The organism is Paenibacillus polymyxa (assembly GCF_001719045.1).
In the GTDB taxonomy this organism is placed as follows: domain Bacteria; phylum Bacillota; class Bacilli; order Paenibacillales; family Paenibacillaceae; genus Paenibacillus; species Paenibacillus polymyxa_B.
The window spans coordinates 3,827,839-3,843,700 of sequence record NZ_CP015423.1 but is presented as its reverse complement, the minus strand read 5'-3'; the positions used below and the strand labels follow the sequence as shown (position 1 = coordinate 3,843,700).

Genomic DNA, 15,862 nt, shown 5'->3' with positions numbered 1-15,862 from the left:
CTCGCATACCCAGACACCTATAGGGACTCATACAAAATCGCGCAATTTTTTCTAGGGTTTATATTTTTATTTTCTGGAATTACAGAGCTTAAGGCCAATCGTAAGAGTGTAGCAATAATCAACTTCTCCATTTTCGTTCTCACTTTTTTTGTATTTGTATTTACACTTGTAGTGCGAACAGGATAACCACAGGTTCTATACCTCAGTAACAACCCTTTCGTAGCCCCTCCCTCGTCATATAAAAGAAAAGCCGAGCGAACTCAGGATCATCTGAATTGCGCTCGGCAAATGTTACGTATTTAGCAATCTTTTAGTTTTCCTCTAATTCTTCAATTCTCTGCCGCTTTCCTATGCCAAAGACGAAATATCCAACAATGACGATCGCCATGAATGTTGCCCCGACAATCAACGACAAGCGTGTGTCTGGATTAAACCACATTCCAACGATCACAAGCAACAAAAAGACAATAGTGATGTAATTACTGATCGGAAAAAAACGAGATTTAAAGGTGTGATCCTTCATTTCGTCCTTCCACTTTTTCCTGAATTTAAATTGACTGATGGCTAATGCAAACCACGGTACCATGCCTGGAAGAACACTGGCGCTGTAAATATACAGAAACAGTTTGGAATCAGGCATTAAATAGTTAAATAACACCCCTACCAGCAGCAAGGAAATGGTCGTTATTATACTATTTCTAGGGACGCCGCTTGGAGAAACTTTCCCAAAGAACTTAGGAGCTTGTCCGTTCTTAGCCAATGTATATAACATTCTGCCCGCACTGTAAATACCACTGTTACAACCAGACATCGCAGCTGTAAGTACAACAAAGTTAATGATACCCGCAGCAGCCACAATTCCTACCTTGGCAAAAGTCAGAACAAATGGGCTGCCGATCTCGCCTATTTGGTTCCAAGGATAAATCGTAACAATGACAAAGATTGCACCCACGTAGAAAATCAAAATACGCCAGATGATGTTTTTAATGGCTTTTCGCAGTGTCATCTTCGGATTTTCAGCTTCACCTGCCGTAATACCCACCATCTCTATCCCTTGGTAAGCCGCTGTTACAATGCAGAGTGCAAATAGGAACCCTTTCAAACCACCTGCAAAGAAGCCTCCCTGGCTGTACAGATTGGATAGACCTATCGGTTGTCCACCGTTACCGAGTCCAAAGAAGATCATCCCCGTACCAACTACTAGCATGAAGATAATGGCGACAATTTTAATCATCGCAAACCAAAACTCAAATTCTCCATAAAATTTCACAGCCGCCAAATTGGCCAATGCAATAATAATTACACCTGCCAAAGCCGGCAACCATTGCGGGATATCTGGGAACCAGTAGCCCACATATACCCCAATCGCAGTGACTTCTGCCATCCCTACGGTAACCCATAAAAACCAATAGCTCCAGGCGGTCAAGAAACCGGCTAAAGGGCTGATATATTTATGAGCAAATGTAGCGAATGAGCCTGTCACCGGTTCAAGAATCAGCATTTCCCCCATGATCCGCATGACAAAAAACATAATAATCCCAGCTAAGAGATATGCCAACAGCACTGAGGGACCTGCCCATTTTATCGTACTTGCCGACCCCATAAACAAACCGACGCCAATCGTACCTCCAAGCGCAATCAACTCAACGTGCCGTGGCTTTAGCCCTCTCGTTAATTGTTTCGATTCCAAAAGAACGCTCCCCTTCGTATATGTTCATCATCAAACGCTAATGATCCGGAAAACTGTCCCCAAACATTATTAATTTTTCAGACTGACGTGGTCGTGAGTGAACGACTACAAAGTAGTTCCACGATTCGTAAATATACAAGGAAACCACGTCCTATTTACCGTCCAAACCTTACTGTTTCTAAGACCGAGTCCGTAGCATTAGATGCATTGTATGACAAAAAACGCCTAAATACAACTGCTAATTAGCAGACATTTTTAGGCATGAAATGGAAAGGAAGGCTATTCATATTTTCTGAACAATGGTCAATTTAATGCAATGCATTAGAGTGCTAAACATACATATTTTTTCAATGATAAATATCACGATATTAAGCCTATTTAAATCTGTATTCATACAGTGGAAAACATGAAATCCGAATGAAAGAGCAACATTTCAAACATTGCCTTGTGATATAACTAGTGAATATGTATTTATTTGAGATTTTTTATAAAATTTTTTTGATCCTTGGTAAACATATAGCCACGTCGTTCGTAGAACCTGTGAGCCTGTATCCTACTTGGATGAGATAACAGTTTGATCCCGGAAAATCCATGGGACTTCCCCCACTGTTCAAGACGCTCAATCAACATGCTACCTACACCTTGATTTCTATACTTTTCTTTAACAACAAATCCTAGTACATTTACCAAAGATTCAGAAAAAAGTAATTCATGTGGGCTTCCATGAATATATCCTAACACCTCGTTATTTTCTTCATAAACAAAGATCACATCTTTTGATTTTTTTATAATCATTTCAATCTTCTCTTTTACTTTTTCTTCAGGAAATAGATATATATTGGGGTTAAAATCTTGGTTCAACAAATAAATATCATGATAATCAGAGACTCTAATTTCCCTAACATTTTTTTCTTTCACTTTTGAAATGCCTCCTTTTTTCATCATATGATGCTTTATGTTGAATCATTAATCCTCGCAATCATACCCGTTAAAACACTTCAGCATCTCGATGAACGCTTTAAGTTTAGAATCCCCCCATGTTGAAATACGTTGATAAAACTCTTTTTCTTTTTCTTTTAAAGCTTCCAAGGCTTTTTCACGACCATTGGCTGTCAGGGATATCAACACTCCCCGACGATCCTCAGGATGAGTTTCACTTTTTACATAATTCAAGTGTTTAAGCTGAGTAACAAGACGGCTGACAGAGCTTCGATCCATAGCGGTGGATTCCGCCAAAAATGTAGCGCTTGCCGGACCGTATGACAGGAGACAACGTACAATCAGAAAAGCTGCAGGTTGTAATGATGGATCGAAAAGTGCCGCAGTTTTTACATTGAGTGCATGCGACGCGCTTATAAGTGCATTAAGTTGTTCACCAAGATTCAGTTCTAATTGCTCTCTTGTAGAATCTGGATGTTGAGTTTTATTATCCATATGTCTCCACCTTATTTGAATGAGTTCGAATATATATTTGACATATATCAATCAAAATACATATACTTGATATATATCAATCATATTTTCAACTTTGGTAAGTGTCAAGCAGAAGATCTACATTATAAAGCATCCACAACCGTAAAGCATAGACATGAATATGGATGTAATTGGATCGAGAATTTGGAGGATGATCTATATGTCGATATACCCGATTATTGTAATCACTGGTGCTACTAACGGTCTTGGACAATGGGTAGCAATTGAATTAGCCAAACGTGGGACACATCTAGTCTTAACAGCCAGAAATGAAAAACGTGCTGAAATGACTAAAAATATTTTAAAAGATCTGGCGCCAAGTACAAAGGTAGACTTTTTTTTCGGGGACCTGTCTCTTATGAAAGATGTCAAACGTATGGGAGATGAAATTAAAGCTAATTATCCAAAGATTGATGTATTAGTGAACAATGCTGGATTACATGGATTTGAACAGCGAATAACCTCAGAGGGTTTGGCAGAAATGATAGCCGTAAACTATCTTGCCCCGTGGCTGTTAACGCATACACTACTCAATTCACTCATGGAATCCACTAATGCTAGGATCGTCAATGTGGCTTCTGAAGCATCACGCAACCATGGTGAATTAAAATTACCGGAGGATTTAACAGATACATCTGTATTTACCGCAAGAGGTTCATCTAAGATATACGGAAAGACCAAGCTTCTTAATATCATGTTTACAGAAGAACTTGGACGTCAGCTAGATGGAACTGGAATCGTAGTTAACGCACTTAATCCAGGCTTTAACGTTACCGGCCTTGGTCGCGAGTTAGGATTTTCTTCGATACTTGCGAAAATATTGAACGCTTTGCATATCGGAGACCCACGGAAAGGAGCGGACATCATTATTCGTTTAGCAACAGAATCCCAATATCAAGAAGTGACAGGCGGATATTTTAATGTTGGTACTGGTAAGCCGATTGTGCCGACATATCCTGGTGGGGATATCAAGATGCAACGCCTACTTTGGAATACTACAACCGAATTATTACGGCAAAAAGGCGTTATGGAATGAAATAGAATCTAATATTGAACAATGCTCCTCCAACGAATGGTTCATTTTGTAAACTAAATCTCTCTTTTAACCGATAAATACATATGTTGGTTCTGTACTTAAATATCTCCTCTCATCTTTACATATTCAAGTACAAACGCGTATTTTTCCTAAAAGGGGGCTTTCTATGAACTATCTAGACGAGCATATACTTAGCCTCAAAGCTAAAATGGTGGATCAGAAGACAGCTAATAACGATAATGTGAAATCCATCCCAGCTCAAACTCAGAAATCGGAACAGGACGGTTCCATGTTTGAAGAAACAAAGCTACTTCATGTTGAAAATGATTATCTCACGTTGGAGCCCATTACAATACTACACGGAGAGATTGGTTTCTACATCCCCAAGTCCTTTACTCCTATGCCAATGGAGCAAGCTATAATCAAATATCCTTCAGAGCATCGACCAAAGGTCATTTATACCTCATCTGAGGAGACCATCAATATCACTTTTAATCCTACAGATACCGCTCTGGAAGCGGAAGAACTGCCCAATTTTGTAGAGCAAATGGCGGATATTCTACGGTCTGTACAACCGATTCGCAACTGGTTAGGTACCGAAATGGTCACCAACTGTTCCGGACTTTCAGTTGGACAGATTCGTTTTGTGGTGGCGGGGATCGACGGTAATCTATACAACGAAATGCTGCTCTTTATCCACAATGGACGAGTTGTCATAGGTTCCTTTAGCTGTCTGGAGGCAGATCTCGAAGTCTGGTTACCTGTAGCAGAATACTGGGTTCAATCCCTTTCTGTCCTTCCACCCTCCGCCTATTCTATAAATGAGAAAGGAATGACTACACCATGAGTCTGGGATACGATCAAATTCAAATTCACCCTTATGAACAAATGGATCTAGAAGAGCTCACCTTAACGAAAAAAGTTAACGAGCATACTCGGCTTTATTTTACAGGTGTTATCCCCGAAGACTTGCAAGACAGTTACGTGGAAACGACAGAAAAAAATACCATCATTGAAGTCAGCCAACAAGATGAATCTGGCGCAAGCAAGCCGCTATTTAGTGGGATTGCCCTCTCAGTTGAGGTAAAAGTCGTGCGAGGTGTGTACTATCTGGAGGTGGAAGCCATTTCCCATACGTACCGGATGGACATGAAGCAGCGTACTCGTTCTTTTCAGTATACGAAAATGACGATTCCTCAAATGCTGGAGCACATAGGTAAGGACTATGAAGGGCTGGATGTGATCGACGGGGCTACTGGCGGAGAAGCCATCGGGCGGCTTGCCATTCAGTATCAGGAGACAGACTGGGCATTTTTAAGACGCATAGCCTCCCGTTATCATACAAGTCTGATGCCTGTAGCTCGTTTTGACAGTCCCAAATTTTATTTTGGTATTGAGGACAGTCCTGCACAGGCGATACTGGATCATACCCGTTATACCGTACGTAAGCAGTTGCTACCTTTTCGTTATTTTCAGGAGAATGAACAAACCAAACTGAGTGAACATGATTTTATTTTTTATGAGGTAGAAACGGATGAGGTACTCGACTTGGGCGCTCAGTTGAATTTTCAGGGGCATAACCTGTATGTGATGGAAGCCTACACCGCCATGAGCCAAGGACTGCTGCGGCATCAGTATGTGTTAGGTTCTTACCAGGGATTTCGGCAAAAAAGCTACTACCAGGATAAGCTGGCAGGAGCTTCATTAAGCGGTATTGTGCTGGACGTACGTCAGGATCAAGTGCGCATTCATCTGGATTGTGATGAACAACAGGACACAAACCAAGCACACTGGTTCAACTATTCTACCGTGTACAGTGGCGGTGGTCATACCGGTTGGTACGTCATGCCAGAAAAAGGCGATTCAGTTTCCCTCTATTTCCCCGGTAGTCGGGAAGAAGACGGCGTAGCAGGTAGTGCCGTGAGACGGGCAGACCGCAAGAGTACGCATAACCATTTTTCCAATCCGCAAATGAAAATATGGCGTACCCCGCATGGCAAGGAAATTCGACTGGGACCGGATGAACTGGTCGTTACAGGTAAGGACGGCGCTATTTATATCAAACTGGACGATAAAGAAGGCATTCATATTGCGAGCAGCAAACAGGTGAATATTACGGCGGGAGGCAATCTCAGCCTATCTGCGGGGAAGACGATGAGTCTGTCCGCAGGTAGTCAGCTCCGGATGGATTGTAATGGCAGTCATATCGAATTAAGTGGGTCGGCAGACATGAAAGGCAGCGAAGTGAAGTCAAATTAAGGATGATTAGAAATGGAAAAGCAAACAGATCTGTTAGATCAGCAACAAGCGGCTCTTCATCAAGCTTGGTCTTTCATTCGCAAAGAATGGGCGTTGAAATGTAAATCAACACAAACACAAAGATTACAGCATATAGTAGAACATTTTCGCGCCTTTTGTGAGCTGGTTCGGCAAAAACAACTCACAGGTCGTAAAGGTCATATTGGTTACATCACCTACTCTATGCTGCGCACCACATGGCTTGAACAGAAGCCCGTTTATCTTGTTGAAGCTACGGATGCCTTATGGATGCTTGATGCTGAGCCCGTTCAGTTGGAGTACGATGCAAGTTGGATTTTTCTCTATTGGACTCAATTACGTGAACAGCTTGGGGCTGAAACTTTGAAGCAGCAAGTCTCCCTTTCCGAACTTGAATTAGAACAGATCATGCTGGAAGCAGCGGGATATCTTCATACGATGATCGTTAGTCTGGTTCGTCAGGCTATGAAGCAAGCAGTCGACCTACCAGAGTTTGAGACGTTGGATCGTGAAGAAGCTGTTGAGATTCGCGTCGGAGAGTATATGGATCATAGTGTCTCCGTGTACCGGGAAGATCGAAGACCTATGGATGCAAACATAATAAAGTCTTGGCTGGAGGAAAAAGAAGAATCGGCCTACAGCTACCAAACACTGTCTCAAGTTCAACTATCGGATGGAGATTACAGCTCCTTGGATTTTCGCTATACAGTCTTTCGCCAGATCGGGATGCAACAAAGTCGATTGCATCACTGTATCCTCGTAGGCACAGTATGGCGAGAAGCTCAGCTAGATGGAACAGACTTTTCGCACAGCCTGCTTCACGGAGCCGATTTCAGTGGCTGTTCCCTGCAAGAGGCTGTACTGGACGAAGTTATAAGCAATAGCGAATATGGATCGGATGCTTGGCTGGATTGGGAACCGTTAGGATTGGATGGAGTGGATTTTACAAGAGCTAATTTACAGGGAGCTAGTTTTCAACATGCACAGCTTCAAGGAGCTGCTTTCCAAGATGCCGCGCTGCAAAGAGCATTATTTAACGGCGCGGATCTAACAGGTGCCTGCTTTATAGGAGCCGATGTTACTGACGCTTCGTTTATAGGTGCACGTTTAGTAAAAGCTAATTTTACAGGAGCAAAACTACACCGGGTAATCTTTACAGATGACCAACTAAGCCAAGCTATTGGCCTTGCTGCTGTAGAAACGCCACTGGCTACACAGGTAACAGATGCAGTGAGTAAAGGGGAGTGGATGTCATGAGGTATTACCGACTCATGGTGGACGAGCGCGTAAAGCATCAGGTGGAGACTGCGCCCCTAGCTCCCTTGCAGGTGGAAGATATCCTTTCGGGTCATACCATTCAGACAGAGGACACTCCCCTATTTTTAGCAGTACATACAGATCCACGAACCGTCTATCCGGATTTTCTGGAGTTCCCTTTGCCGCTGGTTTCAGACTCCATGAAAGCCCTGTTGGAAAAATACATGCCAGAGCTGGAATGGAAGGCCGCTATACTTACCGATTTTCAGCAAGCCAGGCAGGATGTGTACTGGGTACTGCGTCCACCTGTGGTGGACTGTCTTTCCTCACAAACCGAGTGGTATCCCGACCATACCTTGAAGCAGCTGGTACTTAAGTACGAGAAAATCGAACCGTCTATATTTCGGATCGCCGGCTTGTTGGAAGCACATATCTATATCAATCTCGCGGTAGCGGAAAGTCTGCTGCGTCGTCCATTTACAGGTGTTCGTGTGCAAAAAGTGGAGATGGCCACAAAGGAGGAATAAGCCGTATGGAAGAAGCAAGTGTGCAGCCTGGAACAGGTGCGAAAAAAAGCTATGTCGTGGCAGGTGCGATTTTAAGCTGTAGTTACGGTACACAGCCTACGCGTTTGAAGCGCCCTTTTAGCCACGGGGTGTATGTTAAAAATAAAGCACAGATGAATATTGGAGATTATGTACCTGGTGTGAACATAAAATCTTTTGGGAATTGCTCCAGTCCGCTGAATCCGGCTGTGCAAGCCAGTGAGATGGTCGATATTTATGGAGTGAAAAAGGCCCCGTGTATTCCAGTCCTTACGATGCCTTGGTTGAACGGAAAAAGCGACATGCGCATCGAAGGCCAGCCTGCTCTTACGCAGAACTGTACGCATCAATGTCTTTATTGCGGGCACATACAGATCGAAAATGACGGTCAGGAACTGGATTAATCAGGTGCAACCTCCCCCTATAAAAACAAAATGCGCTGGTGAGAGAATGGCTATCTTCTCCACCAACGCATGATATAGATTATCTTCAAATCGTTCGCTCCACATCAGGTACCACAGTAGGTTCGATAAGGACAGGTGGATTCCTCAGGCAATGTAGAGTAAATTTCCTGTTCGGTAGAGTAGGCATAAGGGTTCGAAAGAACTTCAAGAAGCTGCTCCATCACACGGTAGTCTTCTCGTTCCACCGCAGCTTCTAGTGCTTCTTCTACCCGGTGGTTGCGTGGGATGATTGCAGGATTACTGCTGCGCATCAGCTGACGCGAGGAGGCTTGTGATTCCTGCTGTCTGCCCAGTCTCGCCTGCCACTGCTCGTGCCACTGGGTAAATTCCGCAGTGCTGAACAGAAGCGTATCCTCCAGCTTGTTCAAAGTTAGGGCACGGAAGGTATTGGTGTAGTCGGCACGATGCTTCTGCATGATACTCAGAAGCTCCTCAATAAGAGATTCATCCTCCTGCTCTTCGTTAAAGATCCCTAGCTTCGCCCGCATTCCTGCAAGCCAATGATGGTGAAACATTTTTACAAAATCTGAAATTGCATCCTCAGCCAGTGTGACAGCCTGCTCCCTGTTGTCATGCAGCAGTGGCAAGAGCGTCTCAGCAAATCTCGCGAGATTCCACGCAGCAATATGCGGCTGATTGGCATAAGCATAGCGTCCCTGCCTGTCGATGGAACTGAACACCGTCTCAGGATCATAGGTATCCATGAAGGCGCAAGGACCATAATCAATGGTTTCTCCGCTAAGGGTCATATTGTCGGTGTTCATCACCCCATGAATAAAACCAACTAGCTGCCATTTGGCAATCAGCTCGGCTTGACGCTTAATCACTTCCTGAAGCAGTGAAAGGTAACGGTTTTCGTCATTGGCAACTTCCGGGTAGTGTCTTTCCAAGGTATAATCAGCCAGAGCACGGAGATCTTGGGACGTGCCCCATGCTGAGACGTATTGAAAGGTGCCGACGCGAAGATGACTGCCAGCCACACGGGTCAGAATGGCTCCGGGCTGCTCGGTTTCCCGGATGATCGACTCACCCGTGGATACCACCGCCAAGCTGCGGGTGGTAGCAATACCTAACGCATGCATCGCCTCACTGATGATGTATTCGCGAAGCATCGGACCAAGTGCCGCACGGCCGTCACCACCACGGGAGTATGGCGTTCTGCCTGAGCCCTTGAGCTGAATATCAACCCGTTCACCCAAGGGAGTGATCTGTTCGCCAAGCAGCAGAGCACGACCGTCTCCTAACATGTTAAAATGCCCGAATTGATGCCCTGCGTAAGCTTGAGCAAGAGGTGCGGCTCCTTCTGGAACCTGGTTACCGGCCAGCCCCGCTACGCCATCATTCCTTTGCAGCGCTGTACCGTTCAACCCCAGTGATGCTGCCAACGGATGATTAAGTATAATCAGCTTGGGTGAGCGGACAGGAGTCAGGTTGAGCTTTGTAAACAATGATTCCGGCAAACGAGAATAACTGTTGTCGAAGTTCCACCCTATTTGATCTGCTATTTCTTTTTTCTCCGTCATAGTGTCTCCTTTTCTGCTGCGTATCTTAGGTTTTCCCATTTTAGTTTTTACTTCTGTCCATTTATTATCCAATTATTAAACATGGAAATTGCTTTTTTTATTATAATCGATTATCAAACATTAATTGTATTTGAATACCGAACGGGTCTTCAATAATACCGTAGGCTTGGCTAAACACATTATTTGATAAAGGCACAATAATTTTCACTCGATCATCTGTAATTAAGCTATCATAAAAACGTTTAATTTCTTCTAGGTCAGCACTTTGAATACATAATGAAGTATTATTCCCTACTGTATATTCTTCACTGGGATTCATTGTATCTTCTGCTATCATTACCTTTGTTTTTCCGATTGCTAAGACTGAATGAGAAATATAATTTTTATTTTCATCAGTAAGCTGTATGGAGCTGTCACGTTGGGCCATGTCTTGATAGGTAACAAGAAACAATTCCTTTGCGTTGAGATGTTTTTTGTAAAAATGTATAGCTTCTTTTGCCTTTCCGTTCATGGATAAGAAAATAGCTACTTCTAATGTTGTACTCATGGTATCAGTCTCCTTTTATATGTGTAGATATCTTATGAATTTGATCTATTCCCTTGAACTTATTATCATATAAAAAGGTATCAAAATATGACACCTTTATAAGGAGATTTAGATGAAGAAATCAGAAAGATTAAATGACATGATCAGATACTTAAACAGTCGAGAGTTTTTTAATTTAAATGACCTAATGGATAAATACCATATCTCAAAAAGTACAGCTCTACGAGATATTAGTTCATTGGAACAACTAGGTATGCCTATTTTTTCGGAACATGGCAGACATGGACGATATGGTATCCTAAAAAATAGATTGTTATCCCCCATTATTTTTACGATGGATGAAGTGTATGCTCTGTACTTTGCAATGTTGACGTTAGAAGCTTATCAATCCACCCCCTTTCACTTAAGTGTTAATCAACTGAATGAAAAGTTTGAACACTGTCTTTCTAAAATACAAATAAACCAGATTCATAAAATGAAAAAGGTTCTACAATTTGAAATATATCAGCATAATCATGTTAGTCGCTATTTAGATAAAATTTTAACAAGCATTCTTAATGAGAGTACGTGTAAAGTTAAATATGTAAAAAATAATCAGAACAAAAGTTACTATGTTCAATTTTTCAAAATTTCCGCTAAGTTTGGCCAATGGTATGCTACTGGAATAGAGTTACATACGAATAAATATAGAGTTTTCAGGTGTGATCGAATCACCTTTGTAGAAGAAGAGGAGAACAATTCTCGCTTTTCTATAGATGAACTCCTTAGTCGTTCATTAGAAATGTATCAATCCGAGAAGAGCATTGACTTTGAAGTAGAGATTGTAGAACAAGCCAAGGATATTTTTTATAAAGAACATTATCCTTCTATGAAAATAGAAAATGGTGATAAGACAGTCATTAAGGGATTTTATAATCCTGGAGAAGAGGAGTTTATCGCTCATTATTTTATGAGATATGGTCATTATGTACGATCAGTGAAGCCAGAATCTTTAAAACAGATTATTAAAGATAGAGTTGAGCACCTCTTAAACCACTATCAAAAATTATAAGATCATCGAAGGTTTGTTCAACATTTCCTCTACATTTTAGCAAGGAAAAGAAGGCTCACGCTCCTTTTCCTTGCTAACGATGACATTTGAATTATGGCTTCCGTTTGGCGATAACAGCATAGGATACCGTTCTTGTGAATCCAGTTGGATTCCATGCAGTAAATACCCATCTGTCTTCGGCCGCGGAATAATTATTGAGAAGAAACCCTTGTTCATTTCCAGAGAAAGTCCATGCACCGCTAATCAGATTGTAGGCGTTACCGTTAATCGTAGTGCTTCTAAAGCTATTAGGAGAAATAGTGATCGGAGCGAAAGTGAAGCGTGCGAATCCATCTCCAAGTTGAGTTACACGAATGGCTTTTTTAAGATTCATAACCACGTGACTTCTTTTCTTTAGCTTTCTTCCCAACTTTGCTTCCGCATTTTTAATTTTCATTAAGGTTGCCTTTCTCAAAGAAATCATCTCCTTAATTGTTCTACTTATAGTTAATGATGGGGAGATACTTTTGAATGGACAAAATCCCCGGTAAATTAGCTTGATTTTCTGGAGGTGCTGAAACAAAAAGCCCTTCCTTAAAATAAAGGAGGGCTTGATACCGCTACTTCTCATTATTTTCCGTTCCTATACCGATTTTGTTAAGCCGATATGGGTGATCATGGTGTCATACGGATCTAATTCCATGGTTTGTTTGCCATATTCCGTTTCAATCGTCGTTCTTTGAAGTTCATCGCTATTGTTAATAACAACCAATATTTTACTTTCTGGATAATAAGCACACTCTGTATATAGGTTATCTGTAATGTACTTCGTTTCATGTAACTCATTGCCTGCAAACCGAATTATATTCAGCAGCAACCTTGTGTTCTCCCAGCTGAATTCGAAAGAAGGAAGGTAGATCCCCTTTCCTTTACCAAAGGCATGAGTAGACAATGCTATCATACCACTCGTTTCCTCCACTACCGCAGCTGACCCATCCGTAAGATAAATGCTATTCTTTGGCGTTATACTGGCTCCCTCAGGCACCAAACCATGCTCATCCCTAGCCTCGTATGCCCATCTTCCATGACCTACTCTGGAGCCTGTATCCTCATCCAGTCCAAGAACATGTGCCATTCTGAAAAAGCTGTCGTGGCCTTCGACCGCAGAAGGCTGGTTGATGCCAATAAAGGTACCACCCTCATAAACCCATTTCGTCAGTAAGTCCACACACTTGTTGTCATTCCAGTGCTCCCCACCACTCCATGCTGAACCAGCAGAGCCGGCATTGATCACTACATCACAATCCTGTAGAATTCCCTGACGGATATCTTCAAAATCAATGAACTGCACTTCAATCGGCAATCCGGATAAAGCTTCATTGACCTGAATCAAATCATGCATATACGTTTCATGGAAATGTCCAGACAATGTCCACGATCTCAATTTTCCCCAGCTATGCAAAATAGCTACCTTCGTCTTCATGTGATAGGGTTTGCCTTCATGATGTAGTTCTTTAATTTCTCTGAACTCATTGGCAATCTTTTCGATATAATCACAAAAATCCGGGTAAGGCTCTACAAGGTGCAAATATCCGCCCAGTCCAATCCGGTCAATAGGCTCCCGCAGCAAGGCGCGCCGGATATTAATCCAATACTTTTTGGCATCCAGCGTGGGATTTCCCCCTTCCATAAAGGTAGGAAGCCCGCCTAAACCAACTGGAAATAAGTATGGATGCAGCCGAATCTCATGCGTATTCACTTTTACACCTGAACAGAGCCTCGCCTCGTATCCTGAGAATACACATTTAATCAACCCGTCAAATCCAAACTCTTGAAAACGGTCATTGTAAGGCTCCATGCCAACCCAACTGTCATCATAAAAAACATAGGCAAGCTTGTCGTGCCTATGCACAATGTCAATTAATTTCTTGCCAAATTCGATTACAAAATCATTGATAAATGCCATCCAATCCAGCTTGCGCTGCTCAGCCGGGATATGACTGACGCGGTATTTCCCGCCATTCACAAAATCCTCGGCAGTCATCGAATACCCGTATTTCTTGGCAAACAGATCAAGCGCTCTTGAGCTTACCGTAAAATCGTATGAACCCCAGTCAGAGAACAGATGGCGATTGCGCTCACTGCTGCCCCAGACCCAGGCGAAATTATAAAATAAGGAGGTAAACCGAACAACCGTGGTTTCCTTATGATGGAGACACCAATCTTCCATCCAATCCAGCAGATATTTTTGCGTTTCTGCATAGATGGGATCAATCTGCATCAAATGCTCTTTGTCCCAATGATTCGTTGTGTGATTGTACATGGAAATCTCTTCCCAGATCCGGTAGGCCATAAAGCTTACCGTGTATTTATGCCAAGGAACAATTCCGGTAATGACCACATTTCCGGATTCCCTTTCATAATTCCACTGTTCTCTTGGAACTTCCTCTCCGGTCGTTCTGTCAAAAACCTGCCAATAATTAAACGCCTCTTTGGAATCATTAACTTTGAATTGTTCAGCAAAAAAATCCTCCATCAGATAGATGGATACATAATCTTGTACAGCTACCTTCGGATTTGTAATTAAAAAACACTGCTGCAGCTTATCCAGATGGTGGGACGCCCACTCATTATGATCTCTGATGATACAGATTGTCGAATATATGCCGTACCCAGCGTTAATAATCTCATCGGACAATTGCGTGCCGTCACTATCACGGATGACATCGGCACCCCACCGTTCAGCTAATTTCAGGGTCAGCGCCTCATAACCGGATTCTCCCGGTAGTGTAAAGTTCCCCGTAGTTTGTTTGGACAACTTGGTTCCCTCCTAATTCAACATATCAGACAGAAAGGCCAATGCCAGGCCTTGACCCCAGCCCTGAATCCAGTCTTTTGGAATATTCCGATACCCATCCCGATCTTTCATAACCGCTGTGCCGCCCGACACACCTAGTACCCGTCCGTCCTCGCTAATATGGTTCAAGATGCCCTCCAATGCCTTTTGCACGTATTTGGTATGCAGCGGATTGCCGTTATTGATCATGGCTGCCGCGATTCCGCAAGATGCAGACACTTCTTCGTAGGACTCCTCGTCATCCAGTACCGTCCGCCACAGGCCGTTCTCCGTTTGAACCCCCTTCAGTGCCGCCAGTTGATCCCGAAGTGAACACTCCACGTCCATGCACTGCGGATATAAATACCAGTCTTTCAAATGAATTTTAACTTGCGACATGGTATAGGCTCCCCAAGCATTCGCTCTACCCCAGAAAAATCCGGACATATGGTCCTGCTTGACATTATTGTAGCCATGGTACCAGAGACCGCTACTAGGGTCTTGCAGGTATTTGATATGCCAGTAATACTGATTTAAGGCATCTTGGATCATTTCCTCATCTTTTAATTTGGTACCTACACGTAGCAGAAAAAATGCCGCCATAAACAACGTATCCGCCCATGCCTGTTCTGGAAAATCATTAGCAACGGATACCGTATGCTGCAAAACATTGTCTCCAAACCTGAGAGCATGGTTCCGAATATAATCCACCTTGCTCATCACAATATCCCAATATTTCTGGTCCCCTGTTTCTTCATACAATGTGATCAGCATATGGCCCATAGCACATGTGTTTACCGTCCAGTGCGGCAGGCCCAGCTCGATATATTCATCCGCCCACTGCTTAAGCATATTCAAATAGTCTTTATTTCCTGTTTTTGTATAGGCCGTGGATACACCATAATAAGCCACACCGCAAGGCCAGTCCCACGTCAAATCCATCGCCATTGTTTTTCTGACGACTTTGTCGATGACTTTTAATATCTCTTCCTTGTCATAATTTAATTGAAGCATCTATGTTCTCCTCTCTTTTGCACACGCCCCCAAAGGCGCTTGAGAGCTGTTCGTCACTGCTTTGGAAACGCTTTACTTATTCCATTGTACGCAGTAAAATAGTCTCCATCTAAGCATATTCGCAACAAAACTGCGCAATTCCAATCATTTATGTGAGGATTTTGCAAAAA

The 15,862-nt window shown here is 42.8% G+C and carries 15 protein-coding genes; 7 read left to right on the top strand and 8 right to left on the bottom strand.

What is annotated here, in order from left to right; all coding sequences use genetic code 11:
* Window positions 1-310: 310 nt before the first annotated feature.
* The 3 genes from AOU00_RS17170 to AOU00_RS17160 all read right to left on the bottom strand — a co-directional run bounded on the left by AOU00_RS17170 (window position 311) and on the right by AOU00_RS17160 (window position 3,124).
* Window positions 311-1,690 (bottom strand): amino acid permease, encoded by a 1,380-nt coding sequence (locus AOU00_RS17170; RefSeq protein WP_061831603.1) that lies wholly within the window; start codon window positions 1,688-1,690, stop codon window positions 311-313.
* 471 nt (window positions 1,691-2,161) lie between these two features.
* Window positions 2,162-2,608: a GNAT family N-acetyltransferase gene (locus AOU00_RS17165; RefSeq protein ID WP_069291162.1), complete on the bottom strand. Its 447-nt coding sequence runs from the start codon at window positions 2,606-2,608 to the stop codon at window positions 2,162-2,164.
* A 48-nt stretch (window positions 2,609-2,656) separates the two neighbouring features.
* A complete protein-coding gene (locus AOU00_RS17160; RefSeq protein WP_069291161.1) occupies window positions 2,657-3,124 on the bottom strand; it encodes a MarR family winged helix-turn-helix transcriptional regulator in 468 nt (155 codons plus the stop codon).
* A gap of 199 nt (window positions 3,125-3,323) precedes the next feature.
* On the opposite strand from AOU00_RS17160, the gene AOU00_RS17155 reads away from it, so the two are divergent.
* The 6 genes from AOU00_RS17155 (at window position 3,324) to AOU00_RS17130 (ending at window position 8,682) form a co-directional block, all read left to right on the top strand.
* Window positions 3,324-4,199 (top strand): SDR family NAD(P)-dependent oxidoreductase, encoded by an 876-nt coding sequence (locus AOU00_RS17155; RefSeq protein WP_069291160.1) that lies wholly within the window; start codon window positions 3,324-3,326, stop codon window positions 4,197-4,199.
* A gap of 166 nt (window positions 4,200-4,365) precedes the next feature.
* A complete protein-coding gene (locus AOU00_RS17150; protein WP_069291159.1) occupies window positions 4,366-5,046 on the top strand; it encodes a hypothetical protein in 681 nt (226 codons plus the stop codon).
* Window positions 5,043-6,458: a phage baseplate assembly protein V gene (locus AOU00_RS17145; RefSeq protein ID WP_069291158.1), complete on the top strand. Its 1,416-nt coding sequence runs from the start codon at window positions 5,043-5,045 to the stop codon at window positions 6,456-6,458. The genes AOU00_RS17150 and AOU00_RS17145 overlap by 4 nt, the downstream gene beginning before the upstream one ends.
* A gap of 12 nt (window positions 6,459-6,470) precedes the next feature.
* Window positions 6,471-7,733: a pentapeptide repeat-containing protein gene (locus tag AOU00_RS17140; protein ID WP_069291157.1), complete on the top strand. Its 1,263-nt coding sequence runs from the start codon at window positions 6,471-6,473 to the stop codon at window positions 7,731-7,733.
* Window positions 7,730-8,260, top strand: coding sequence for a hypothetical protein (locus tag AOU00_RS17135; RefSeq protein WP_172828298.1), 531 nt, complete (start codon window positions 7,730-7,732; stop codon window positions 8,258-8,260). Before AOU00_RS17140 ends, AOU00_RS17135 begins: the two co-directional genes overlap by 4 nt.
* 5 nt (window positions 8,261-8,265) lie before the next feature.
* Window positions 8,266-8,682 (top strand): DUF4280 domain-containing protein, encoded by a 417-nt coding sequence (locus tag AOU00_RS17130; protein WP_013308879.1) that lies wholly within the window; start codon window positions 8,266-8,268, stop codon window positions 8,680-8,682.
* A 104-nt stretch (window positions 8,683-8,786) separates the two neighbouring features.
* Here AOU00_RS17130 and AOU00_RS17125 read toward each other — a convergent pair whose 3' ends face one another.
* Together AOU00_RS17125 and AOU00_RS17120 are read right to left on the bottom strand one after the other, a co-directional pair.
* The gene (locus AOU00_RS17125) at window positions 8,787-10,265 is read right to left on the bottom strand and encodes a protein adenylyltransferase SelO (RefSeq protein WP_069291156.1); all 1,479 of its coding nucleotides are present in this window, start codon (window positions 10,263-10,265) and stop codon (window positions 8,787-8,789) included.
* A gap of 100 nt (window positions 10,266-10,365) precedes the next feature.
* Window positions 10,366-10,812, bottom strand: coding sequence for a VOC family protein (locus AOU00_RS17120; protein WP_069291155.1), 447 nt, complete (start codon window positions 10,810-10,812; stop codon window positions 10,366-10,368).
* A 112-nt stretch (window positions 10,813-10,924) separates the two neighbouring features.
* On the opposite strand from AOU00_RS17120, the gene AOU00_RS17115 reads away from it, so the two are divergent.
* A complete protein-coding gene (locus tag AOU00_RS17115; RefSeq protein ID WP_069291154.1) occupies window positions 10,925-11,863 on the top strand; it encodes a helix-turn-helix transcriptional regulator in 939 nt (312 codons plus the stop codon).
* 91 nt (window positions 11,864-11,954) lie between these two features.
* Here the strand turns inward: AOU00_RS17115 and AOU00_RS17110 are convergent, their stop codons facing one another.
* The 3 genes from AOU00_RS17110 to AOU00_RS17100 all read right to left on the bottom strand — a co-directional run bounded on the left by AOU00_RS17110 (window position 11,955) and on the right by AOU00_RS17100 (window position 15,692).
* Window positions 11,955-12,326 (bottom strand): hypothetical protein, encoded by a 372-nt coding sequence (locus AOU00_RS17110; RefSeq protein WP_231109497.1) that lies wholly within the window; start codon window positions 12,324-12,326, stop codon window positions 11,955-11,957.
* 159 nt (window positions 12,327-12,485) lie between these two features.
* The gene (gnpA, locus tag AOU00_RS17105; RefSeq protein ID WP_069291153.1) at window positions 12,486-14,660 is read right to left on the bottom strand and encodes a 1,3-beta-galactosyl-N-acetylhexosamine phosphorylase; all 2,175 of its coding nucleotides are present in this window, start codon (window positions 14,658-14,660) and stop codon (window positions 12,486-12,488) included.
* Window positions 14,661-14,672: 12 nt separating this feature from the next.
* The gene (locus tag AOU00_RS17100; protein ID WP_069291152.1) at window positions 14,673-15,692 is read right to left on the bottom strand and encodes a glycoside hydrolase family 88/105 protein; all 1,020 of its coding nucleotides are present in this window, start codon (window positions 15,690-15,692) and stop codon (window positions 14,673-14,675) included.
* Window positions 15,693-15,862 lie beyond the last annotated feature (170 nt).